Source organism: Mucilaginibacter terrae (assembly GCF_042679325.1).
GTDB lineage: Bacteria > Bacteroidota > Bacteroidia > Sphingobacteriales > Sphingobacteriaceae > Mucilaginibacter > Mucilaginibacter terrae.
The window spans coordinates 488,734-512,744 of record NZ_JBHTMJ010000011.1 but is presented as its reverse complement, the minus strand read 5'-3'; the positions used below and the strand labels follow the sequence as shown (position 1 = coordinate 512,744).

Below are 24,011 nucleotides of genomic sequence, written 5' to 3'. Positions count from 1 at the left end.
GGGTGAGTGTGTTTCATGTAAATTGCAATAAGGCTGGTTGTTTAACCCACAGGCAAGATAAGTGATTGATTATTAACCTGCAAGGGAATTATTTTACAAAATTTTGTAAAATATTACCAGATTATAACTGGTATTTTCACCGCACCACTAATCAATAAGCAAAGCGAGGACAGCTATGATCGAATTTCCCCGCTGGCGAATGGTGCGTTGATAACACTGTACATAGGCCAAAAAACTATGAATCGAAAAACTTCTACTCCCCCTTTAGGGGGCAGGGGTTATTCTGCTCATGGCACCATCAACCGGTTATAAACCAAAAAAGCCTGCCATAGGCAAGCTTTTGGTAGGTTTTACTATTTTTATTAATGGATGCCCATAAACAACCGGTTCCAGCGTATTTTGTTGAGGAAGGTACCGTTAGTGTCCCAGCTCATCCATACAAATAAGGCTTTGCCCACTATATGATCTTCGGGTACAAAGCCCCAAAAGCGGGAATCGAGGGAGTTATGACGGTTATCGCCCATCATCCAGTAATAATTCAATTTAAAGGTGTAGGTATCCGTTTTGGTACCGTTAATGTATATATCGTTACCTTTCATTTCCAGCTTGTTACCTTCGTAAACGGTGATGGCGCGTTTATAAAACGGCAACGACAGGCTATCCAGCTTTACGGTCCACCCTTTTTTAGGAATAATAATAGGCCCGAAATTATCCTGGTTCCATTTAATATAATGCTTATCCATCGGGAACACTTCGCCGCCATCGCCCATTTCGTTTTTAGGGGTAATATGCGGTTTCATAATGGTGATGTTACCGAAACCTTTGAGTTTGGTAGCCGATTCTTTGGTCATGGTAAAATACGGGCTATACTCCGACATACTGATGTGCAGTTTATCCAGCAGCATAGGGTTTACCTGTGTACCATTGGTTTGCACCTCGTAATTAATCTGGCTTTCGGGCGGGTTAGGGTTGGCTCTACCGTTCACAAACACCTGCGCATCAACAATAGACAGGGTATCGCCCGGGGTACCCTGGCAACGTTTAATATAATTTTCGCGTTTATCAACCGGGCGGTATAAAGGGCTATCGGCCTCCATAGGCCAATTAAACACCACTACATCACCTTTTTTAATATTACTTAAACCAGGCAAACGGTAATAGGGCAATTTAACACCATCCCAATAAGCTTTGGTATTAATAATAGGCATGGTATGGTGCGCAAATGGGAACGCAATAGGCGTCATGGGCGTACGGGCGCCGTAATTCACTTTACTCACAAATAAAAAGTCGCCTACTAAAAGCGATCGCTCCATAGATTCGGTGGGAATGGTGTACGCTTCTATAAATAACGTACGGATAAGCGTGGCTGCCACTACAGCAAACAAAATGGCATCGGCCCACTCGCGTGCGGCACTTTTTTTCTTTTTGGGTTCGGTTGTATTCTTCTTATCCCAGAATTTCCAATTCATATTATCTTATATAAGCTAAGCCCTAATTAATCAGGCATTAAAGGTAAACATATCTGTTACCGGGTAAAATCCCTTTTTATCTTTTAACCACTCGGCCGCTAATACAGCGCCTAAGGCGAAACCGTTGCGGTTGTGTGCCGTGTGTTTAAATTCAATACTATCCACTTCCGAATCGTACATTACGGTATGTGTACCGGGTACGTTCTCTATCCGGTGCGATTCTATCAGTAGCTGATCTGCTGTTAAAGTCTCATCCTCAACCAGGCCGGTATCGCTTACCAGTATATTCTTCCAATGAATTTTGTCGTCCATGCTTTCTAAAATACCTTCGGCAATAGTAATAGCAGTGCCGCTTGGCGAATCCAGCTTTTGCGTATGGTGGATCTCCTCAACCTGTACATCATAGTACGGGTACTTGTTCATGATACCGGCCAGCACCTTATTCACATGAAAGAATATATTTACGCCCACACTATAGTTAGAGCCATACAGGAGCGTTTTGTTACCGGCCAGGCATTTTTCTTTTACTTCGTCCAATTGTTCGTACCAACCTGTGGTACCTACCACTACAGGTACACCCGCATCAAAACAACGGTTAATATTATCAATAGCCGATGCCGGGGTGGTAAACTCGATAATTACATCGGCTTGTTGCAGGTTTTCGGGAGTGGCCTCGTGCAGGTTATCTTTATCTATTTTCAGTACAACTTCGTGTTGGCGGCCCAAGGCAATTTTTTCAATAATTTTGCCCATTTTACCATAACCGAATAATGCGATTTTCATGTATTAAAAAATGTAGGGTTCTGTATAATTACCAACAGATTTAAGGTTTACTTTAAGGTAAAGGTAAGTTTTAAAACCGGCATAACCGAAGGAATATTACTGGAGGCATATACGGGCCCGGTTATTACACCCGGACTGATCTTAAAACTCAAATCCCTATCCATAGTGTAAGAGTGGATGAACTTGGCATCAATATAAGCGTCGACCATTTGAATACCCCAAAAACCTACCATTCCTAATATACTTAGTTGCATATTACGCTGATAGCCGGTTACCGCGCCCTCAATAGCTGTAATACTTACACCGCTTACATTGTTATACAATGTTTTAACGTCCTGCGAATCGCCATCTCCGGGCTGCTCGGCATTTTGCTTGAGGCGGTACACCCGAAGGTATTGCTTATAATAACGCTGGTTAAATTCTACGGCCAGCCCTAACGAAACTAAACCTCCGTAAACAAGCGGTACTTTCCACCAGCGGTGGTTATATAACTGCCCCCAGCCCGGCACAAAACCCGAGCGTTTAAATGCTAAACCCGGGCTATGTGTACTATCGGGGTTGTACTGCTTTTTATTTTTTTTACTGAGAATTACAGGGATTACCGGTTTGGACACCACCGAATCGCGTACGCGGGTAAGGCTATCGTTAACGCTTTTGTTCTTTACCGTATCGGGCTTTTGGGCACTTGCGGTAAAGGAAAATAAAGCCAGTATGCAAATTAGGAGTAACCTGTTCATTTTCACCAATCCAGCATTTGCAAAATACGGCCCAGGTCATCCTGCGATAAAAAAGGGATCTCGATACTGCCCGACCCTTTGTTACCTACCTTTAGTTTTACTTTTGTACTAAATTTAGAGGCCAAACCATCCTGTATCTTCTGGATCTGGAATGGTACCGGTTCGGGCTTTTTGCCTTCCTTTTTAATAAAACCGTTTTGCAGCGCACGTACCATCTCTTCTACCTTACGCACCGAGAGGCCTTGCTGTAAGATCAACTGGTGCAGGTGTATTTGCTTAACAGGATCTTCTACCGTAATTAAAGCGCGGGCATGACCCATGCTGATGTCACCATCGCGGATGGATGCCTGGATGCTTGGCGGCAGTTTTAACAAGCGCAGGTAATTGTTTACCGTGCTGCGGTTCTTGCTTACGCGCTCGCCCAACTGCTCTTGCTTTAAACCGCACTCATCCAGCATGCGCTGAAAGCTTAGCGCTACCTCCATGGCGTTCAGGTTTTCGCGCTGTATGTTTTCTATTAGGGCCATTTCCAGCATTTGCTGGTCGTTGGCGGTACGTATATAGGCAGGTATTGTGTTTAACCCGGCACGTTTGCAGGCACGTAAACGGCGTTCGCCCGATATGAGCTGGTATGAGTGCGAATTTACCCGCCTAACGGTTATGGGTTGTATTAGTCCCTGAACTTTAATGGATTCGGCCAGTTCAATAAGTGCCTGTTCATCAAAATCGGTACGGGGTTGAAACGGGTTAATCTCAATTTCGGCAATACGGATCTCGTTAACCGAACCTAAGCTGCCATCGTTACCACTATTATTACGCCCCCCGCCATCGGTTTCGGCACTGGTAAAGTTCCGCTGCGATTTTAAGCTCGATGTATCATCCAGCAGGGCACTTAGCCCCTTGCCTAATGCTTTCTTTCTGTCTACGCTCATTTAATTAAACTACTGCAGGGGTTGCCTTTCCCGTTGAATGAACTAACCCGTTTTTACGGATGATCTCGCGTGCCAGGTTCAAATAATTTACCGCACCCTTACAGGTGGCATCATGCATAATAACCGATACGCCAAAGCTCGGTGCTTCGCTCAAACGGGTATTGCGCTGTATAATGGTATCAAAAACCAGGTCCTCAAAATGTGTGCGAACTTCTTCTACCACCTGGTTAGACAGGCGCAGGCGCACATCATACATGGTGAGCAAAATACCTTCAATATCCAGTTCGGGATTTAAGCGGTTTTGTACAATTTTTATGGTATTCAGCAATTTACCTAAACCTTCCAATGCAAAATATTCGCATTGCACGGGTATAATAACCGAGTCGGCGGCGGTAAGGGCGTTAATAGTAATTAAACCTAACGATGGTGAGCAGTCGATAATAATGAAATCGTACTGGTCGCGGATGCTATTGAGTATGGCCCGCATTTTGTATTCCCGGTCGGTAAGGTTGATCATCTCAATCTCGGCACCCACCAGGTCAATATGCGCGGGTAACAGATCGAGGTTGGGGGTTTCGGTTTTTTGAATAGCTTCCGACGGATCGATCTGGTTAATAATACACTCGTATATGCTGTTTTTTATCGTACGCGGATCAAAGCCTATGCCCGAGGTGGAGTTGGCCTGCGGATCGGCATCTACCAACAAAGTTTTGTACTCTAACACAGCCAAACTTGCAGCCAAATTAATGGAAGACGTGGTTTTACCCACACCGCCTTTCTGATTAGCTAAAGCAATTATTTTACTCATTTTTTATACCTCAAATATTATAACACAACATCCTGGCCGGTTAGCCCCAAATAAAGCTAAAATTTTATACTTTCGCTTTGCTTTAACCAGGGGCTAAATATACGAATTTAAACAATTCGGCAGCCTGGCATGTTCAGCTTACTTATAAACACTTTTTAAATGATCACCATTGTTGCCTCTACTAATCGTCCTGGAAGTTCAACTCTAAAATTAGCTAAATATTATCAAAAGCTCCTGTTAAATAGAGGTTTGAAGGCAAACGTGCTATCGTTAATGGATTTGCCCGCCAACTTTATACAAACCGATATGTTTGGAAGCCGCAGTGCGGAGTTTGAACCCATTCAGCAATTGATTACCGCCACGCAAAAATTCCTGTTTGTTATACCCGAGTACAATGGAAGTTTCCCCGGAGTATTAAAGGCCTTTGTTGATGCTTGTACTTTCCCCGATAGTTTTTATGATAAAAAAGCCGCACTGGTGGGCCTGGCATCGGGTACGTATGGCAACGTACGTGGTATAGATCATTTTGCAGGAGTATGCAGTTACCTGCATTTAACGGTTTTGCCGCTACGTTTACACATCCCGCTTATCCGTAAAGAGATGAACGCTGAGAACGAGTTATTTGAAGAAAAGACGGTAAAGTTTGTGGAGGAGCAGGTGGAAAAGTTTGTTAAGTTTTAGCCCCTCCCAAACCCTCCCCGGGAGAGAGGGCTTCAAAAATTTAATAAGAAACAGCTAATATATCGTTTAGCTTTTCTTCAGTTAAACCATTTGCAATAGCCATTTGATCTATTTTTATCTAATTCAAACTTGTAAGCATCTAAAGAGGCATCATTAATCGACTTTTTCAACATCAGGCTGATCGTTTCCTTAAACCTGACTTTCGCCTCATCACTAAACCCATAGTAAATTTTACCAACAGCATCATCCACTTCTAATACGATCCATTCCATACTTGTAATACTTAATATCCAAATTTGCAATTATGATGTTTAGTATGCATAAAATATTTATAGAAGTATATTTCCAGCATAAACGTTTATACAGCTATTTTTATCCTTCAAAAACAAATAATTATCTAAAAGGTTAAATCTCTTACCATTAGCAAGTGATTTAATTATGAAAAGTATAAACTCCCTCTATGCTTTAGCTTTAGCAGCTGCAATTTTTACCGGTTGCCAGCAAAAGCAAAAACCCGACCCCAGTAAAGCCGACACCGTTGCCGATAATGTTGGCCAGCAGGTTGATCTTCCGGCACCGTTCGAAACCAAATCGGCACAGGTATTTTGTACCGTTATTGCATGGCCTAAGGGTAAAATGCCTACCGCCCCTGCCGGCTTTAAAGTAAGCTTATATGCCAAAGATTTAAACAACCCACGCAACCTTTACGTAGCACCTAACGGCGATGTTTTTGCCGCTCAGGCTACCACGGAAGCCAAAGGATTAAAGAAAATGCAATCGAAACTGGTTGGAAAAGACAAGTCGCAAAACATGGGCGACAGCCCCAACAGCATTGTAATTTTCAGAGATAAAGACGGCGATGGTGTTGTAGATAATAAAGGTGTGTTTTTGAGCGACTTAAACCGTCCTTTTGGTATGGCGGTTGTAGGCCGTTACTTTTATGTAGGCAATACCGATGGTTTATGGAAGTTCCCTTACTCACCCGGTGATACCCGAATTACCAAACCGGGCACCCGCATCTTAAAATTACCGGCAGGTGGTTACAACAACCACTGGACCCGTAACTTATTGGTAAGTAAAGATAGTACGAAGATCTATATCACGGTAGGATCGGGCAGTAACGTGGCCGAACATGGTATTGCCAACGAGGCCCGTCGTGCTAATATTTTGGAGGTAGATTTAGATGGCCGTAATGAAAAAATTTATGCCAGCGGTTTGCGTAACCCGGTAGGTGTACGCTTTTTCCCGGGAACTAATACCATATGGACCGCCGTTAACGAGCGTGATGAATTAGGAGACGAACTCGTTCCCGATTATTTAACCAGTGTTAAACAAGGTGGTTTTTACGGCTGGCCTTATGCCTATTTTGGCACTCACGAAGATCCGCGCCGCAAAGGTGAACGCCCCGATTTAGTTAAAACTACTTTGGTTCCCGATGTAGCTTTAGGTCCACATACGGCCTCTTTAGGTTTAGATTTTTACGAAGGTGATGGCTTTGGAGCCAAATATAAAAATGCAGCCTTTATTGGTCAGCATGGTTCATGGAACAGTAGTAAACTGGTAGGTTACAAAGTAGTAGCTATACCGTTTAGCGGCACCAAACCCGGCAAACCCGAAGACTTCCTGACCGGCTTTGTAGCCAATGCCGCAAAAAATGAAGTTTACGGTCGCCCGGTGGGTATAGCCACAAATAAAGACGGCAGTTTGTTGGTGGCTGATGATTCGGGAAATAAAATATGGCGTGTTAGTGCGGAGAAATAAGCCCCCCTTCTAAATCTCCCCCCGGGAGGGGGAGACTTTTTATTTTAATAAGCCAAGCCTCTATCTTAAGCCCTCCCTCCCGGGGAGGGTTTGGGAGGGGCTTTTCTACTCCTGTCAATGGTTAAAACATCTACTTTACTATTTATTGCTTCACTATTTTGTGGCTCAACGGTTAGTGCCCAGCAGCGCGATACATTAAAAACCGATAGCACCCGTAAGTTACAGCCGGTAACTGTTCGCGGTTATTTGTCGGAGCAGCAGGTATTGCAGGTACCGGCTTCGGTGGGTATTTTAACGGCTAAACAATTAAGCTTACAGCCTAACAACTCTTTAGTAAGTGCCATGAACACCATTCCGGGTATCCGCATGGAAGAACGTACCCCTGGCAGTTATCGCTTATCTATTAGGGGGAGTTTGCTGCGGTCGCCGTTTGGGGTACGCAATGTGAAGATCTACTTTGATGAGATCCCTTTAACCGATGCCGGAGGCAATACCTATTTGAATGCTTTAGATGGTAGCAGTTTGCACAGTTTAGAAGTACTGAAAGGGCCCGATGGAAGCTTGTTTGGCGCTAACTCAGGCGGCGTATTACTCATCAATCCGGTTAACCGTGGCGTAGATAGTAGCTTAGCATCCCTTAGCTTTACGGGAGGATCTTATGGTTTATTGCATGAAAATGCAGCCGTTCACCAAAAATGGAGCAGTAACGAACTAAACATTAACCAAGGTTACCAAAGCTATGATGGCTACCGCGATCATAGTTATATGCAGCGACATTATGTGCAGATAGTAGATAGGTATAAGTATAGCAATAGCAACCAATTGAAAGCCATAGGTTTTTACTCCGATCTGCAATACCAAACACCGGGCGGTTTAAACCTGGCACAGTTTGAGGCAAATCCGCGCGCATCAAGACCGGCAACGGCTACACTACATGGCGCCATTCAGCAAAACATCGGCATTACTACTAAAACCTTATTTGGAGGATTAGTGAATGAAGCCCGGCTAACCGATCGTATCCGTAATGTGGCTACTGTATTCGGTACACATGTTAATTTCAATAACCCGTTCATTACCAATTACGAGCAAAGGGAAGAAAGCACTTTGGGTGGCCGCACCTATTTTGAACTAAACAGTTTATCCTCAATCAACCTGGAATGGAAACTGAACCTGGGGGCCGAGTGGCAGCAAACCAATGCCGACATCAACAATTACGACAATTTGCAAGGCGAAAGGGGTAAACCACAGGCATTAGATGTAGTAAACACTAATCAGCATTTTTTTTTCACCCGTTATGCGGCCACGCTTTACCGCCGATTGAATTTAGAAGCGGCTTTAAGTTTAAACTATTACCAGTATAAATTCAGAAACGTATTTCCGCTTGACCAAACTAACCTCAATACCAAAAGCTTTACCCCGCAACTGATGCCACGGCTGGCATTATCATACCAGGTATTAAGCAACTTTATATGGCGGGCATCGGTTAGCCGGGGATACTCTACGCCAACCATTGCCGAGGTAAGGCCTACCAACAATATAATTAACACTGGTCTGCAACCCGAAAGCGGCTGGAACTACGAAACAGGTTTCCGCTTACGTAACCGAGATGAAAGCCTGATGCTGGATGCTTCAGTATTTTATTATCGTTTAAACAATACCATTGTTAACCAGCGCCTGCCTAACGAAACCGATTACTTCATTAATGCCGGCGGCACCAAGCAATTAGGTTTCGAGCTTAACTTCACCGGGTGGATCATAAGCCCAAGAACCAGCGGCATCATTCGTGGCATACAGTTTAACGAAGGATACACGCTCAGCCGTTTCAACTTTCGCAATTACAGCATTAACAATGTAAACTACTCGGGCAACCGTTTAACAGGCGTACCTAAACAAGTAGCCGTAAGCAGCTTGCAGTTCAGGCTGCCGCAAGATGTTTACCTGTTTGTGCAGCATAATTACACAGCCCGCATTCCGGTGAATGATGCCAATACGGTTTATGCCAAAAGCTATCACTTGTTACAGGCTAAAGCCGGCTTGCAATTTAAAGCAGGTGCCAAAGCACGGGTAAACCTGTTTGCCGGGGCCGATAATTTGCTGAACAAAACCTACAGCTTAGGTAACGATTTGAACGCGGTAGGCAACCGGTATTACAACCCGGCGCCATTGAGGAATTATTATGCTGGGTTGAGCGTAGGGATATAGAGCCCCCAGCCCCTAAAGGGGAGCAGAAAGCTTCGGCTCTTTCGCCCTCGCTCGGCTCGAGTGAGCACTATTATTCGGCCTCTGGCCGCCACTCTATCTCACACACTTTGCATACGTTAACACCGGCCGGAGGCCGGGTAATAGTTGCCACTCGGCTGCAGCCGGGCGGCTGCAAATTATGTTGAGTGGATGCATTTAAAACAACTGAAAGACGATGTGGGTTATACAGAGGTTTATCAATCAAATTCACTCGAAACTAATGGTAAACTCACCTGTATCGGTTGACGAAGCACTTCAAAAAGGCAAGAGCATGTTGTTGCTGCCCCGCGTTTTGCTGCTTTTTGGATTATGGGTTACGCTGTTTATAGGGTGGATATTTTTTATGGTGTGTAAAAATGCATCACCTAATGCTATTAACCTTGTGTTGTGCTTTGGTGAGGCCTGGCTGATCAGCTTATTCATAGTAGGCTTTTTGCCCTACTTATATTGGAGTAAGCAAACCACCAAATGGAAGCTATGGGCTTTAAAGAACGTGCAAAACGTGCATGAACTAAGGCACAGGGCTAAACGTGCAGCTTTGCTTTTTGATTACGGCAGTTTGATAGACAGACTGCAAATACAATCGGCCAGGGAGCGGGAAGAATGGAGCCTGTTACAAATCCGGTATCGCATACCCGACCCGGAAACAGACGATCCATCAATACCCATACAAACTAAGATATATTTATGGACAAGCTATGCTATAGCTATTATTGTCTTCTATTTACTTCTTACCGGTGCCAGCCTGTATATAACCTATCAAATTTATATAAGCGGCCGTTCCGATTTCTACACCATGTGCGGTATAGCTGTGGCGGCCCTGTTTTTGTATCTGATCTTCAGGAAAGCTAAAGTACTCATTGAACATAAACCACAGCTTATTATCAGTGACCATGGTATTCAATCGCCTTTATATGGTTTACATGGCTGGAACGATATATTTAACGAAGAAGTAAAGCCCGGCAGTTCGCGCAGAGACGAAGGCTGGTATTTAAGTTATCGTTTTTCAACCAGGTTTATCAAAGTTGAATTAACGCCGCTTAAAATCAGCGCAGACAGGCTGCAAAAAGTTTTAAAGATTTACAAATACAGGTATAAGGTTAATCAATCTTAAACGCTGCATATAATATTGATTTTGGCCGGAGGCCGGGTAATAGTTGCCACCCGGCTGGAGCCGAGCGGCGGCGGATATATTATCTTGATTCCTGATTCTGTACTCTTGATTCTATATATCAAACTTAATCCACCCTTCACCTTCGTACCCAAATATGAACTGTTTTGGATAGATAATTTCCGCCAGTATTTCTATCGAATCTACTATTCGCGGACCAGGGCGATTAAAATATTGATTACCATCGGTTAGGTATAGGCGTTTATTTTTAACAGCCTGCAGATCGGTAAAGTTAGGAAGTTGAAGCAACAGGTCAATTTCCTTTAGAGTACGTTCTATCGAAAAGCCGCAAGCCATTACCACAATTACTTCCGGGTCTTGCAGGCGCAGGTCTTCCCATTGCACGTAAGGCGAATGTTTACCGGCTTCAGCCATAACCGGGATGCCGCCTGCAATGCTCACCAGCTCGGGCACCCAATTACCCGATACCATCAGCGGCTCCAGCCATTCTATACAGGCTACGGTAGGTTTATTTTCTACAAATTTTAGTTTATGCCGAATAAGGTCTACCCGCTCCTGCAAATCTTCTATCAAGATGTTGGCGGCTGGCATGGCACTTAAGGCGCTGGCTATTTCGGAAATGTTGCCCATAACGTCGGCCAGGCTGTTGGGCTTTAAAGAAATAATGCGGGCAGGTTTCTGTAACTCGTTAGCCAGGGCTTGTTCTACATCGGGCAAAGACACCGCACAGGCTGCACACTGGTCTTGGGTAATGATCACATCAGGCTGCAACTGTTTAATCTGTTCGGCATTTACCTCATAAACCGAAAGTGCACTGGTAAGCAACTGTTTTACCTGCCTATCTATAGCTAAGCTACTCAGGTTGGTGCCAATACGGTCGTACGAACATACGGGTAATTGCTTCACGCTTTCGGGATAATCGCACTCGTGCGAGCGGCCAACCAGCTGACTTTCGAGCCCTAAGGCGCAAACAATTTCGGTGGCGGCAGGCAGCAGGGTAATAGTTCTTTCGGCAGGCATTCAGTCTTCAATCTTATAAAGTACAAAGAAAGTTTAATTTAGGGGCTAACTGAAAAAAAAATGGTCGTAGTAATCTCAAAAAACGGATTACTTTTGAGGTAATGATTTTCCTAACCTTTTTCCTGGGACTAATTGTCAACTTCACCGGTTATGTTCCGCCAGGTAATATCAACCTCACTTTAACGCAAATAGCTATCAATCGGGGCATGCGGCAGGCGTTGCGTTTTATAACGGCTTTTTCGTGTGTGGAGTTCTTTTTCACCTTCTTTATTATGCAGGCGGCCAAATGGTTGGCGGTGCAACCCCATATAGAAACCATTATTGATTGGGTTATGGTAGCCCTGTTTGGAACCCTGGGCACCATTACCTGGCTTAACCGTAATAAACCACCTAAATCAAACTACTCCGACCGCGAAAGCATCCGTTACGGCATATTGCTGGGCATTATTAACCCCATGCAAATCCCTTTTTGGATGATAGCCGGAACCTACCTGCTGGCTCACCAATGGATCTTACCGGGGTTATTTGCCCTGGGCGTTTTCAGTTTAGGATCGGCAGCCGGCTCGTTTGTATGCCTATACATTTATGCCCGGTCGGCACGGTACATTCAAAGCAAATTTGCATTGAGCAACCAGGTAATTAATACCAGTATAGCGATATTATTCTTTGGATTTGCATTATACCATGTAGCCAAGCAATTGTGGCTGGTTTTGGGGCATCGTTCAGTTGATATTCACATCAGCATGAATTTATGATGAGCCTTACTTACGGATTATGCTTCCGCACAATCAGCACAATGGTTGTGTTCAATATTATTGATTAACTCTTTTATATTTGCGCATGCCTATCGAAGAAATTTACCAACTTTATTTGCAGCACCCGGTTATTAGTACCGATACCCGAAAAATTTCGCCTGGCAGTTTATTTTTTGCCCTAAAGGGCGATAAGTTTGATGCCAACACATTCGCTGCCCAGGCATTGGAAGCCGGTGCCGTTTATGCCATTATTGATAACGCTGAATATCGCTTGTCCGACAAAACTATTTTGGTTGATGATGTGCTGACTACCCTGCAAAACCTGGCCCGCTATCACCGTAAGCAATTACAAATACCTGTTATTGGGTTAACCGGCAGCAATGGCAAAACCACCACTAAAGAATTGGTAAACGCGGTACTTTCGCAGCAGTTTAACGTACTGGCAACACAGGGTAACTTAAATAACCATATTGGCGTACCGCTTACTATACTTTCTATTAATACTTTACACCAGGTGGCCGTAATAGAAATGGGGGCTAATCATCAAAAAGAAATTGAACTGCTTTGTACAATAGCTCAGCCTACTTACGGATTAATTACCAACGTAGGCAAAGCCCATTTAGAGGGTTTTGGTGGGTTAGAAGGTGTTAAAAAAGGCAAAGGCGAACTGTATGATTACCTGAAAGCCACCAGCGGAACAGCCTTTGTAAATTCGAATAGCCCCGAATTGGTAAAAATGCAGGAAGACCGCCACCTGGATAGGGTAGTATATTACGGCCGCCATTCGTTGCTAAATACCATTAGCGGCAGCCTAACTGAAAATGCACCCTACCTGGCCTTGCAATGGAACGTTGCCGGTTCAACAGAAAAAGACCAGCACGTTAACTCGCAGTTAACAGGTGAATACAACCTGGATAATATACTCGCCGCCATTTGCATAGGTCATTATTTTAACCTGGGCAAAACCCTTATTAATGCCGGAATTGAGGGCTATCAGCCTAAAAATAACCGTTCACAAATTGTGACGACGGCTACCAATACCCTAATTTGCGATTATTATAACGCCAACCCCAGCAGCATGGCAGTGGCCATTGCTAACCTGGATAAAATACAGGCCGATCATAAAATAATGATACTGGGCGATATGTTTGAGATGGGCCCGCAGGCCGCCGCCGAACACGAAGCCGTTATTAAAATAGCCTTGTGTGTTAAAGCAGATGAGCACATTTTTGTAGGTGGCGAGTTTTACCTGCATAGGGCTAAGTACCCTGCTACTTTTTATAAAACAGCCGAAGATGTTGTTGCCGAGCTGCAATCAAAATCCATTATTGGTTCAACAGTGCTTATTAAAGGATCGCGCGGAATGGCACTGGAGCGGTTAGTTGCTTATTTGTAACTCATCCCGCTAAGCTATTTCCTTAAATAATGAAAACATGATACAACAAAAGGCACCTATAGATTACGTTTTGCAGCCGGTAAGCCGCTTTATTCAGCAGGAACACACCAGTGGTATTATTTTGTTTTTAAGTGTGCTAACAGCTATTATATGGGTTAATTCGCCTTTTCAGGAGAGCTATCATCATTTGTGGGAGATCAATTTTTCGCTGGGTTTTGCTGGAAGCGTACTTAGTAACCCTTTACACGTATGGATAAACGACGGCTTAATGTCCGTTTTCTTTTTTGTAATTGGTTTGGAGTTAAAGCGTGAATTTATGGCCGGTGAACTTTCCAGTTTACGCAAAGCAGCCTTACCTATGATTGCTGCATTAGGCGGCATGCTGGTACCCGCTTTAATTTATTATATTATAAACCGGGGTACCGAAGCCGCGCATGGCTGGGGCATACCTATGGCTACCGATATTGCTTTCGCCCTGGCCTTATTGTCTGTTGCGGGCAAAAACATCCCTTCATCGGTCAAAGTATTTTTATCGGCCCTTGCCGTAGCAGATGATTTAGGCGCGGTTTTAGTAATTGCTTTTTTTTACAGTAGTAACCTGCAATTTGTGCCTTTAACAATAGCCTGCGGCTTTTTACTGGTTTTGGTAACCGGCAATATATTAGGTGTGCGCAATAGCGCCTTCTACCTCATTATCGGCTTCGGAGTTTGGGTGGGCTTCCTGCTATCGGGTGTGCATGCAACTATTGCCGGGGTATTGGTAGCGTTTACCATACCGGCACGTACCATTATTGATGAAAAGGTTTACTCAGAAAAGCTACGCAAGCTTTCATACGAATTTGAGGAAGATATCCCTAATAACAGCACCTTAACCACACCCGAACAGCATGAAACCATTGAGGCTATAAAACGGTTAAGCCTGGCCGCCGAAACCCCGCTACAAAAAATTGAATACGTTTTGCATCCATGGGTGGCTTTTTTAATTATGCCGTTATTTGCCCTGGCTAATGCGGGTATTGTTATTGGCGGTGATTTCTTTTTATCGGTAATAAACCCGGTAAGTATTGGCGTAATTACAGGATTAATAGCCGGTAAGTTTATAGGTGTATTACTGTTTACCTGGCTCATGGTTAAAACCGGGTTTGCAGCATTGCCCAAAAATGCTACCTGGCGGCAAATGGCCGGAGTTGCCGCATTGGCAGGCATTGGCTTTACCATGTCGGTATTTGTTTCGGCACTGGCGTTTAAAAATGCCGAAATGATTACCCAAGCCAAATATGGAATATTGCTGGCTTCGCTTTTAGCGGGCAGTATGGGTTATATTATTTTAATGCAAAACAGAAAGCTGTAATTTAACACTGAGCTTAGCTTTCCTCATTAAACATAGCTTTAAGGGTTTCAAACCAAAGCTTGTTCTTTACGCTAAACCAATCGAGGTCAATAATAAGGTAAACTGATCTCATTTGGGCATTATCGGCATAGCTTAATTTAAGTGGCTGCCAAAAAAGACCTCCGTTTTTTGCAAAAGTTCTTCTGTACTGGTCATCAAAACCCATGTAAAGCTGTTGCAAATTATCTAAAGGAATTCGCAGGTCGGCATCCCCGTTAATTACGATCGAGTTATCGGTAAGCGTTATTTCGCCCACATGGTAATGTAACGGCATTGTAAACGACATCATGCCTCTGAACTCATCGGCCAAATTAGCCTGCTGTAGTTCATTATCATAACACCATAATACTTTCCCAGTTAACAAATTGCTACTGCCCATAACACCGGTAATTTACACATTAACCAACTAACTACAAAACCTATATGCATTAATGATATTTAAACATTATAAAAGGCATTTAGTTACAAAATGATTTTATCAAAATTCTATCTGTTAATATGCTCTCATTCAATACGTTGAATAAAATCTCTTCCCATGCTCATATCAAACATTTATAAGCGCTACCAAGGTATTGTTGAAACTACCTATAATAATTTACTTACTCTTCCTGTTTAATAATCAAGACATTTTAACATAATACATCTGCATTATTGACACGTTTTAATTAACGGCAAATGTTTACCATGGTTGCCCATACCTTAATAGCAGCTGCGGAATACTTTTTGATACCCATTAGTGTAAACATATCAAATACACATGAATAACATACTCATTATATTAGGCTACGTTGGCGGCGGCGGAATAAATTCGGGCTGGTTACTGATGATAGGCATAGGCCTCGTAAGCCTGGCGGTACAATGGCGTTTTAAAAGCAAATTTAAACAATATGCCGAAATTGGCCTGGCATCGGGCCTATCGGGGGCCGAAATCGCACAGCGTATGCTGCGCGACCATGGGATTGCTAACGTACAGGTAATATCGGTTGAGGGCGAACTGACCGACCATTACAACCCCGAAAACCGTACGGTAAATTTAAGCCCGGATGTGTATCACAGCCGTAGTGTGGCCGCGGCTGCCGTGGCCGCGCACGAGTGCGGGCACGCCGTTCAACATGCCAAGGCTTACAGCTGGTTAACCTTTCGCTCGGCTATGGTGCCTATTGTGAGCACGGCATCTACCTTAACTCAATGGACGCTGATGATAGGTGTAATGCTGCTCATCTTTTCGGGTAATAAGCTGGTATTGTTTATTGGCGTAGTAGCATTGGGTATAGTAACCACGTTTAGCTTTATTACCCTGCCGGTTGAGTTTGATGCCAGCCGCCGCGCATTGGCCTGGCTGGATAATAACCATAGCGTAATGCAAACCCGCCAGGAGCACGACGAAGCTAAGGATGCCCTTTGGTGGGCCGCCATGACGTATGTGGTTGCCGCTTTAGGTTCGCTGGCTACCTTGCTTTACTATGTGCAGTTGCTTAATAGCCGCAGAGGTTAAGATTGTTTTATGAAACGAAACAGGTCCGGTTACTTAGCGTAACCGGACCTGTTTGTTTGATAGATATGCTAATTAAGTTGCTTTAAACTTACTTAGGCATAAAATTTACAGGATTATTTTTTTGAGCCACAAGATCAATGACTACATTTTCTCCGGCGGTCATGAGCCATTTACCATTTTGCTTTACGTAAACCAGTAAGGCCAGGTCATCAGCCGCCGGCAGTTGATGACCATCGGGTGTAACAAACGAACCTACATGGCTGGTAAAATGCACCAAAGCAACGGTAGGACTAACAAAACGTACCGCCACCCCCTTTTTTTGCATAGGTGTTTTCTTAAACATTCTATCGTGGTAAAATTGAGTGCTAAATTCAACTTCTTTGCGGTTTTTCCACCACATGCCTACAATGTTCACCCAGTCGCAATCGACGGTAGTATAGTTTTTCATATCACTGTGATCGTGATTGTTCCAACTGGTTACCATGGCATCTACTTGTTTTTCGATGGCCTGGGCGTCTGCTTTTCTGTTTTGTGCCAGAGTGGTAAAGCTGCAAAGTACAGCGGCTAATAAAATGATGGTCGTTTTCATGGTTTTTGTTTTTTTATACCGGTAAAACTACCACTGCTACAACAAGCCAAATAGTACAAAAACGACATCTTAAAATTTCATACCGGCCTGTAAACCCATCGGTACATTTTTAATTTCGAGCGCAATGGTGCCGGGCACGGCATCGGTAAACTCTTTAAAATCGCGGATGAGGTGCATCTGGTCGAAGTAACCGCAGGTATGCGCAATATCGGTCCAGCTCAGGCCCTGCTGTTTTTCTTTTAACCGGTAAGCTTTAGAGAACCTAATGAGCCGCGAAAACACTTTGGGCGAATAACCCATAGACTCTTTAAACCTACGCTCAAATTGTCGCAAGCTTAGGCAGGCTAACGAGGCTGCTAACTCAATAGGCAGCAAACCCTCGCTTTTAACCATTTGTTTAAGGGCTAAATCAAAGCCTGCAATTTGCTCACCTACTGCTTTGGTTAAAAAAAACTGTTCCACGATAGTTTTCATATCCCAGGTATTAGCTGCTGCATTGAGTTGCTCAACAACCTGGTTAATACCACTGCCTAATAACCAGGCGGCATCATACGGCTCGTCGAACAGTTCGTACAAAGGCATTTTAAGCAAGCGGTGCAGGCCGCCAGGATGAAATACCACCGATACAATACAATGGTTGCGGCCCATTTTTAAATTAACCTTAGTAACCTGCGGACCTACCACAATACAATTGGGTGTAAAGACAAAGTCGCGGTTGAGCATTTGCGTTTGCAAGGCATCTCGCGGGTAAAAATGTATGCTATGCTGCGGCGTTGGCGGAAACGGGTACACTAAATGCTCCATGCCGGCGGGGAAGCGCGCTTGCATGATCATGATGTGGCTGATGTAGCCGCTCAATGCCGGGTTAGGTATGTAAAATACAGGCTGCAAAGCATTTACATTTTCATCAAGGTAATAAACTTTGCTTATATTATAACTGAAAATTATTTTCCCGCTTTAATACCCCACTAAACCAGTTCCCTTCTGCCGCTATTGGCCAGGCTGCGGTAAATGGCTTCCACTACTTTCATGTCTTTCAATCCTTCTTGGCCAGGTACACGAGTGGCTTTACCCTGTATAACACACTGTGCAAAATCGTCCATTTGAGCGGCTTGCTGGTTCATACGTGGGTAGCTGATGGCACCGTTGGAAGATTTACCCTGTATGCCATTATACGGAAAGCCCGGGTTTAGCTCAAAACCGCCTCTTTGTGCGGTAGCCTTTAAACTGCTCCAGTTATTGTTGTAACTGCTTTTGCACTGGGCTTTTAATCCGCCAGGAAACTCCAGTTCAAAAAACACGGTTTCGTCTACCTCTTTAAATAAGTCGGGCCGTGTTTTCTCCTGTCGGGCGGTTACAGCTATGGGCTCTTGTCCGGTAGTATAACGCGCCGCCTGTATAGTGTAAACGCCCATATCCATTAAACCGCCGCCGCCCGATAAGGCTTTTTTCAAACGCCAGGCATCGGGGTTGTTACCCCATTTAAAGCCGTTAGCAGCTTCAAAGCTGGTTAAAGCGCCAAATATCTGCTTTTGACCAAGCCGCATAACTTCCTGGTGATAAGGATCGAAATGCAAACGATAGCCGATAGACAGCAGGCGATCGGCTTTTTTACAGGCATCTATCATTTCCCGGCAGTCGGCCACGTTAAGCGCCATCGGCTTTTCACAAATCACATGCTTACCCGCATTGGCTGCCCTAATGGTAAACTCTTTGTGCATGGATACCGGTAGCACTACATACACAATATCAATATCGGGATTATCTTTTATGCTATCGAAGTTTTGATAATTGTAAATGTTTTTGCCAGGGATTTTATACTTTTCGCCCCATTCGGTAGCCTTGGCAGGCGTACCGGTTACTAACCCCGCCAAATAGCAATGCTGTGTTTGCTGCAAAGCCGGGGCCAGCTGCCCACCGCTGTAACCACCTAAACCAACTAACGCGATACCTAATTTTTTACTGGGTTGTGCTGCTGCTTTAAACGGCCACAGCGAGCCTAATGTTAAGGCCCCAATGCCTACAGACACGGTGCGTACAAACCCTCGACGAGACAGTTGCTCAAAATTTTTCATACCTAGTTTATTAGTGGATGTATGTCAAAGCTAAGCCTTGGATTTATAGAAAAAAAGCTTTAAATTAATTATATAAGTTTTTCTTAACTGCACCTTAGAATCGACAATTTACCTATTATCAAGACGGTACAATTATACGGCAGCACGATATGGCAGGTTTATTATGACCTTGCATTTGCATATCAGGATTGGGCTGAAATAAATAATTTATGCCATTTATGGAATCCCTTTCATTTGCGCATCATACAGTTATATTTAAAGTAAGCAAGACGAACTCACCGTTAACATGATCGATACTATAGCTGGTCGAGTTGTTGAAAAAAAGTGTAAAAATCTCTATAACTTAAAAAAGTTATGGCTTAACAGACCCTTTCGCAAGTTCAAGCCTTTCGTTTGAATTGTATTATTTGGAGCAAATACGCTCAAATAAAGCTAACATTTAACCATGGATACTTGACCCGGCTATGTTTAGAAGATCTAAGGTCAGAATGCAACAGCCATGCTCTCCAAAGGGGGAATAAATTTTAAAACACGATTTCACTGATTACCCGATAGTTAATTAGGCTTAACCGCCAATTAAGAGTACATTTACCAGGCATGGGTTACCTATTGTGATAGTGCATACTCATTTGGAAAAGATTTTTGATTGCCTGATAAATAGTTTTATAAACGATAAGGTAGGCATAGCCCATAATTTTTTAAGCGAAACCCTCGCTATGCAGTTGCACAACAATTTAAACCGGCTGTTTGCCAACGACCTTTTGTATGCCGCGGGCACCGGCAACCAAACCTTAGTTATTCAAAATACCATGGTACGCGGCGACCAGATCTACTGGCTGGACCGCAAACACAATGACTTATCTGAAAATACTTTTTTTGACCTGATGGATCAATTTGTGGCCTACCTCAACCTTACCTGTTACACAGGCATTACAGGCTACGAGTTTCATTATACCCGTTACGAAACCGGCAGCTATTATACCCGGCACCTCGATCAGTTTAAAAATAATAGCAGCCGGCAATATTCCATGATTATGTACTTAAACGAAGATTGGGTAATAGCCGATGGCGGCCAGCTTTGCATGCATCATACCCATAGCATTCAGTGCATTGCACCAACCAACGGCAAAAGCGTGTTTTTTAAAAGCAGCGAAATTGAACACGAGGTGCTGCTTACCCATAAACCCAGGCTAAGTATTACGGGCTGGTTAAAAGTAAATTAGCCGGTAACCAAAAAGCCCCGGTTTAAAACCAGGGCTTTCTATATTGATAAGCTTAACAAACGCTGTTAATTCATTTTAAACGGTGCTATCAGGTAAAACTCCGGGATCTGCGCATCGAACAAGGTATTGTCTATCAGACGCAGCATCTGGTATTCACCTTTCATGCTGCCCATATCGGTTTTTAAATTACAACCCGATATGTATTCGTGCGATTCGCCGGGTTCTATAATCGGCTGCTGCCCTACAACACCTTCTCCTTCTACCTCGCGGTGACTACCGTTTGAATCGAAAATATCCCAACGGCGGCGCAATAACTGCACGGTATAATCACTCAGGTTTTCAATGTTAATTTTATAGGCATACATGTAATGTTCACTTGCCGGGTTTGAGTATTCGGGTTGGTATTGTATTTCAACAGAGATTTTTACGCCATCTGTTATTGTAGTAGTTGTTGCCATTGTTCAGTATTGTGTGGTAATCAAATCAATAATCAAGCCAGTTCGGGTGTGTAACGTTCATTTATCTGCCATAGAATTTCGTACAGCTCTTCTATATTCTCGGTAGATACCATTCTCATCCTAAACTCCTTAAAGTTTTCTATCCCCTTAAAGTAGTTAGAATAATGCCTGCGCATTTCAAATATACCGGTTTTAGGGCCTTTCCATTCTATAGATTTTTGCAGGTGGGTTTTGCAGGCATCTATACGTTCGGCAATGGTAGGCTTTTCGCGATGCTCGCCGGTAGCAAAAAAATGCTTGATCTCGCGAAAAATCCATGGATAACCTATGGCCGCACGGCCAATCATCATACCATCGGTACCATACTCTAAACGCCAGTTAGCAGCCTTCTCCGGCGAATCGATATCACCGTTTCCAAAAATAGGTATCTGCACCCTTGGGTTCTTCTTAATTTCCCGGATGAGCGTCCAGTCGGCTTCTCCTTTATACATTTGGGCACGGGTACGGCCGTGAATAGTTAAGGCTTTAATACCTACATCCTGCAGGCGTTCGGCCACTTCATAAACGTTTTTGGTGTTATCGTCCCAGCCTAAGCGGGTTTTAACGGTTACGGGCAAATGGGTAGCTTCTACAACCGCCTTGGTCATAGCTACCATCTTGTCTATATCTTGCAGTAAACTGGCACCGGCACCACGGCAGGCCACATTTTTAACCGGGCAGCCATAGTTGATATCCATAAGGTCGGGCCCTGCCAGTGTGGCAATTTCGGTAGCGGTGCGCATGCTGTTAATATCGCTGCCAAAAATTTGGATACCTATAGGCCTTTCATACTCAAATATATCAAGCTTTTGGCGGCTTTTGGCGGCATCGCGTATTAATCCCTCCGATGAGATGAACTCCGTGTACATCATATCGGCCCCGTGCTGTTTACACACATAACGGAACGGCGGATCGCTCACATCCTCCATGGGTGCCAGCAACAACGGGAATTCACCCAAATCAATATTTCCTATTTGTACAGACATGGCTTATCTTTAACCGCTGCAAAAATACGAATTTGCAACAACTCTATGATCACCGAAAAACCACAATATGAGCCGCATTTAACACCGCCAATTCAACTTGCCATTTTTTTCGCCGTTTTAATCATACTATTATTCACCGGATATTTTATTGGACAAGGCATTGTAACGCTGGTATATGGGGCAAAGGTATTTAAACAGGTGAACTTATTTAACCTTACCTCGCTACAATCTATCAACGGTATGTGGATCATGCAAATAACCAGTACAACCATACCTATTTTGCTTACTCCTATACTGTTTGGCAAGTTTGTGATGCGCGACACCGAGGCTTACACCAGGACGAGCTTTAAATTTCCATTAATATTATTGATGATCGTTTTTTCGGTAATGATGATGAGCGCGCCCATTATGGAGGTACTGATAGCATTAAACCAAAAAATGGTACTGCCCGATTTTTTGAAGGGTGTTGAAAGATGGATGCGTGCATCGGAACAGGCGGCTCAAAAAGCCACTACAGCCTTGTTGAAAATGAATGACTGGATAGACCTCGTAAAAGCTGTATTACTGGTGGGACTGGTTACCGCCATTGCCGAGGAACTGATGTTTAGAGGTTGCCTGCAAACCATTTTTACCCGCTGGACACAGAATACGCATGTAGCCATTTGGATAACAGCTGCATTGTTCAGTGCTTTCCACATGGAATTCTTCGGCTTTTTACCGAGGCTGATGTTAGGGGTTTTCTTTGGATATTTTACGGCCTGGAGCGGTAGTGTATGGCCTGCGGTTTGGGCGCATTTTTTAAATAACGGCACCGCCGTGGTAATGACCTACCTGTTTCAGCATAAGCAGATCAATATAAACCCCGATGAAGCGTACTCGTTTAATTATAGTTTATATATTTTAAGTATTTTAATTACCGTAGCTTTGTTTTGGAGTTACCGTAACGCGGCGCTTCAAAAAAACGACCTTCAACGGCATTAATGGAAAAAAACTGGGTTAAAATTTATACTTCTACCGATTACTATCAGGCCGAAATAATTAAGCAGGTACTTATTGAACACGAGATAGGCGCTGTGCTGTTTAACCGGCAATCATCATCACACCGCAATTTTGGCAATATCGAAGTTTATATTCACCAGGATAACTTCAGCCATGCCATCGAGATTATGGTCATGAATCAAATTAGTTTATGAAAACACGTGCTATAACCGGAATATTTTTTGTGGCTGTAATGCTGGGCTCTTTTTTTGCCGGTGCGGTAGTTTATGGCTTGTTTTACCTTTTACTGAGCCTTATTTGTTTACAGGAATTTTACCGGTTAATTAAACATGCCGGCATAAAACCCAATGTACCAGCCGGGTTAATTAATGGCACCCTGGTATTTTTTTACTTTGGAGCCATTTGCTACCGCAATATATTAGTCACGCCCGATGCCGCGTTTAGCTTTCCGCTATACAAGTATGTTTTTTTATTACCGGTAACCTTAGGCTGCGTTTTAGTGCTCGAACTTTACCGCGACTTGCCCAATCCTTTTACCAATATAGCTTACACGCTTTTCGGGATCATTTTGGCGGTTGCGCCGTTCTGCTTTTTTCATGCGCTGGCTTATGTAAATACCGGCTATAATATCCATTTTCCTATGGCTTTTTTGCTGATGCTTTGGGCCAACGATACCGGGGCTTATTTAACCGGCCAATGGCTGGGCCGTACCAAGCTTTTTGAACGGCACTCGCCTAAAAAAACCTGGGAAGGCTTTATTGGTGGCATTTTAATAGCTGCTTTAGTGGGCTACATCATCAGCATTTACTTTACCGAACTGGCCTGGCGCCAATGGGTATCTGTAGCTATTATGATAGGCGTAGTGGGCACCGCGGGCGATTTAGTAGAATCGATGTTCAAACGGAGTATTAATATTAAGGATAGCGGCGGCATATTGCCCGGCCACGGTGGCTTGCTGGATAGGTTTGATGGTTTGCTACTATCGGCCCCGGTTGTATTTGCCTATTTATACCTCATATTTAATTAGTAATTTTGCATTTTA

General features: G+C 43.7%; 25 protein-coding genes. 12 read left to right on the top strand and 13 right to left on the bottom strand.

Features of this window, described 5'->3' with window-relative positions:
* Window positions 1-362 precede the first annotated feature (362 nt).
* The 5 genes from lepB to ACFQ3S_RS11925 are packed head-to-tail and all read right to left on the bottom strand — an operon-like array spanning window position 363 to window position 4,729.
* Window positions 363-1,469, bottom strand: coding sequence for a signal peptidase I (gene lepB / locus ACFQ3S_RS11945; RefSeq protein ID WP_377164653.1), 1,107 nt, complete (start codon window positions 1,467-1,469; stop codon window positions 363-365).
* Window positions 1,470-1,499: 30 nt separating this feature from the next.
* On the bottom strand, window positions 1,500-2,252 hold the full coding sequence (gene dapB / locus ACFQ3S_RS11940) for a 4-hydroxy-tetrahydrodipicolinate reductase (protein WP_377164651.1): 753 nt from the start codon (window positions 2,250-2,252) through the stop codon (window positions 1,500-1,502).
* A 47-nt stretch (window positions 2,253-2,299) separates the two neighbouring features.
* On the bottom strand, window positions 2,300-2,989 hold the full coding sequence (locus ACFQ3S_RS11935; RefSeq protein WP_377164649.1) for a DUF5683 domain-containing protein: 690 nt from the start codon (window positions 2,987-2,989) through the stop codon (window positions 2,300-2,302).
* 2 nt (window positions 2,990-2,991) lie between these two features.
* Window positions 2,992-3,921: a ParB/RepB/Spo0J family partition protein gene (locus tag ACFQ3S_RS11930; protein ID WP_377164647.1), complete on the bottom strand. Its 930-nt coding sequence runs from the start codon at window positions 3,919-3,921 to the stop codon at window positions 2,992-2,994.
* 4 nt (window positions 3,922-3,925) lie between these two features.
* A complete protein-coding gene (locus ACFQ3S_RS11925) occupies window positions 3,926-4,729 on the bottom strand; it encodes a ParA family protein (protein ID WP_377164645.1) in 804 nt (267 codons plus the stop codon).
* 159 nt (window positions 4,730-4,888) lie between these two features.
* Between ACFQ3S_RS11925 and ACFQ3S_RS11920 the strand changes: the two genes are divergently transcribed.
* A complete protein-coding gene (locus tag ACFQ3S_RS11920) occupies window positions 4,889-5,410 on the top strand; it encodes an NADPH-dependent FMN reductase (protein WP_377164643.1) in 522 nt (173 codons plus the stop codon).
* 77 nt (window positions 5,411-5,487) lie between these two features.
* On the opposite strand, the gene ACFQ3S_RS11915 is transcribed toward ACFQ3S_RS11920, so the two are convergent.
* Window positions 5,488-5,682, bottom strand: a complete 195-nt coding sequence (locus ACFQ3S_RS11915) for a hypothetical protein (protein ID WP_377164641.1) — start codon at window positions 5,680-5,682, stop codon at window positions 5,488-5,490.
* 166 nt (window positions 5,683-5,848) lie between these two features.
* Between ACFQ3S_RS11915 and ACFQ3S_RS11910 the strand changes: the two genes are divergently transcribed.
* The 3 genes from ACFQ3S_RS11910 to ACFQ3S_RS11900 all read left to right on the top strand — a co-directional run bounded on the left by ACFQ3S_RS11910 (window position 5,849) and on the right by ACFQ3S_RS11900 (window position 10,526).
* A complete protein-coding gene (locus ACFQ3S_RS11910; RefSeq protein ID WP_377164639.1) occupies window positions 5,849-7,171 on the top strand; it encodes a PQQ-dependent sugar dehydrogenase in 1,323 nt (440 codons plus the stop codon).
* Between the two features lie 117 nt (window positions 7,172-7,288).
* The gene (locus tag ACFQ3S_RS11905) at window positions 7,289-9,373 is read left to right on the top strand and encodes a TonB-dependent receptor (RefSeq protein WP_377164637.1); all 2,085 of its coding nucleotides are present in this window, start codon (window positions 7,289-7,291) and stop codon (window positions 9,371-9,373) included.
* 259 nt (window positions 9,374-9,632) lie between these two features.
* Window positions 9,633-10,526, top strand: coding sequence for a hypothetical protein (locus ACFQ3S_RS11900; RefSeq protein ID WP_377164635.1), 894 nt, complete (start codon window positions 9,633-9,635; stop codon window positions 10,524-10,526).
* Between the two features lie 111 nt (window positions 10,527-10,637).
* On the opposite strand, the gene ACFQ3S_RS11895 is transcribed toward ACFQ3S_RS11900, so the two are convergent.
* On the bottom strand, window positions 10,638-11,564 hold the full coding sequence (locus ACFQ3S_RS11895) for a cobalamin-binding protein (RefSeq protein WP_377164633.1): 927 nt from the start codon (window positions 11,562-11,564) through the stop codon (window positions 10,638-10,640).
* Window positions 11,565-11,665: 101 nt separating this feature from the next.
* On the opposite strand from ACFQ3S_RS11895, the gene ACFQ3S_RS11890 reads away from it, so the two are divergent.
* The 3 genes from ACFQ3S_RS11890 (at window position 11,666) to nhaA (ending at window position 15,066) form a co-directional block, all read left to right on the top strand.
* Entirely contained in the window at window positions 11,666-12,319 is a 654-nt protein-coding gene (locus ACFQ3S_RS11890; RefSeq protein WP_377164631.1) for a LysE family translocator, read from the top strand.
* A gap of 85 nt (window positions 12,320-12,404) precedes the next feature.
* A complete protein-coding gene (locus ACFQ3S_RS11885; RefSeq protein WP_377164629.1) occupies window positions 12,405-13,715 on the top strand; it encodes a UDP-N-acetylmuramoyl-tripeptide--D-alanyl-D-alanine ligase in 1,311 nt (436 codons plus the stop codon).
* 37 nt (window positions 13,716-13,752) lie between these two features.
* A complete protein-coding gene (gene nhaA / locus ACFQ3S_RS11880) occupies window positions 13,753-15,066 on the top strand; it encodes a Na+/H+ antiporter NhaA (RefSeq protein WP_377164627.1) in 1,314 nt (437 codons plus the stop codon).
* Window positions 15,067-15,079: 13 nt separating this feature from the next.
* Here nhaA and ACFQ3S_RS11875 read toward each other — a convergent pair whose 3' ends face one another.
* On the bottom strand, window positions 15,080-15,484 hold the full coding sequence (locus tag ACFQ3S_RS11875; RefSeq protein WP_377164625.1) for a hypothetical protein: 405 nt from the start codon (window positions 15,482-15,484) through the stop codon (window positions 15,080-15,082).
* 378 nt (window positions 15,485-15,862) lie between these two features.
* On the opposite strand from ACFQ3S_RS11875, the gene ACFQ3S_RS11870 reads away from it, so the two are divergent.
* Complete coding sequence (locus ACFQ3S_RS11870) at window positions 15,863-16,600, top strand: zinc metallopeptidase (RefSeq protein ID WP_377164623.1); 738 nt, start codon at window positions 15,863-15,865, stop codon at window positions 16,598-16,600.
* Window positions 16,601-16,688: 88 nt separating this feature from the next.
* Here ACFQ3S_RS11870 and ACFQ3S_RS11865 read toward each other — a convergent pair whose 3' ends face one another.
* The 3 genes from ACFQ3S_RS11865 to ACFQ3S_RS11855 form a co-directional block, all read right to left on the bottom strand.
* Window positions 16,689-17,189, bottom strand: coding sequence for an SgcJ/EcaC family oxidoreductase (locus ACFQ3S_RS11865; RefSeq protein WP_377164621.1), 501 nt, complete (start codon window positions 17,187-17,189; stop codon window positions 16,689-16,691).
* A 69-nt stretch (window positions 17,190-17,258) separates the two neighbouring features.
* Window positions 17,259-18,080, bottom strand: coding sequence for an AraC family transcriptional regulator (locus ACFQ3S_RS11860; protein ID WP_377164619.1), 822 nt, complete (start codon window positions 18,078-18,080; stop codon window positions 17,259-17,261).
* 77 nt (window positions 18,081-18,157) lie between these two features.
* Window positions 18,158-19,264 (bottom strand): Gfo/Idh/MocA family oxidoreductase, encoded by a 1,107-nt coding sequence (locus ACFQ3S_RS11855; RefSeq protein ID WP_377164617.1) that lies wholly within the window; start codon window positions 19,262-19,264, stop codon window positions 18,158-18,160.
* Between the two features lie 611 nt (window positions 19,265-19,875).
* Here ACFQ3S_RS11855 and ACFQ3S_RS11850 point away from each other — a divergent pair.
* Window positions 19,876-20,487, top strand: a complete 612-nt coding sequence (locus ACFQ3S_RS11850) for a 2OG-Fe(II) oxygenase (protein ID WP_377164615.1) — start codon at window positions 19,876-19,878, stop codon at window positions 20,485-20,487.
* Window positions 20,488-20,552: 65 nt separating this feature from the next.
* On the opposite strand, the gene apaG is transcribed toward ACFQ3S_RS11850, so the two are convergent.
* Both apaG and dusB read right to left on the bottom strand, forming a co-directional pair.
* Window positions 20,553-20,945 (bottom strand): Co2+/Mg2+ efflux protein ApaG, encoded by a 393-nt coding sequence (gene apaG, locus ACFQ3S_RS11845; RefSeq protein ID WP_377164613.1) that lies wholly within the window; start codon window positions 20,943-20,945, stop codon window positions 20,553-20,555.
* Window positions 20,946-20,977: 32 nt separating this feature from the next.
* Entirely contained in the window at window positions 20,978-21,970 is a 993-nt protein-coding gene (gene dusB / locus ACFQ3S_RS11840) for a tRNA dihydrouridine synthase DusB (protein ID WP_377164611.1), read from the bottom strand.
* A gap of 45 nt (window positions 21,971-22,015) precedes the next feature.
* Between dusB and ACFQ3S_RS11835 the strand changes: the two genes are divergently transcribed.
* Genes ACFQ3S_RS11835 through ACFQ3S_RS11825 form a run of 3 tightly spaced genes read left to right on the top strand, consistent with a single transcriptional unit; the run spans window position 22,016 to window position 23,996 of the window.
* Window positions 22,016-22,951, top strand: a complete 936-nt coding sequence (locus ACFQ3S_RS11835) for a CPBP family intramembrane glutamic endopeptidase (protein ID WP_377164609.1) — start codon at window positions 22,016-22,018, stop codon at window positions 22,949-22,951.
* A complete protein-coding gene (locus ACFQ3S_RS11830; protein WP_377164607.1) occupies window positions 22,951-23,163 on the top strand; it encodes a putative signal transducing protein in 213 nt (70 codons plus the stop codon). Before ACFQ3S_RS11835 ends, ACFQ3S_RS11830 begins: the two co-directional genes overlap by 1 nt.
* Window positions 23,160-23,996, top strand: a complete 837-nt coding sequence (locus tag ACFQ3S_RS11825; RefSeq protein WP_377164605.1) for a phosphatidate cytidylyltransferase — start codon at window positions 23,160-23,162, stop codon at window positions 23,994-23,996. The genes ACFQ3S_RS11830 and ACFQ3S_RS11825 overlap by 4 nt, the downstream gene beginning before the upstream one ends.
* Window positions 23,997-24,011 lie beyond the last annotated feature (15 nt).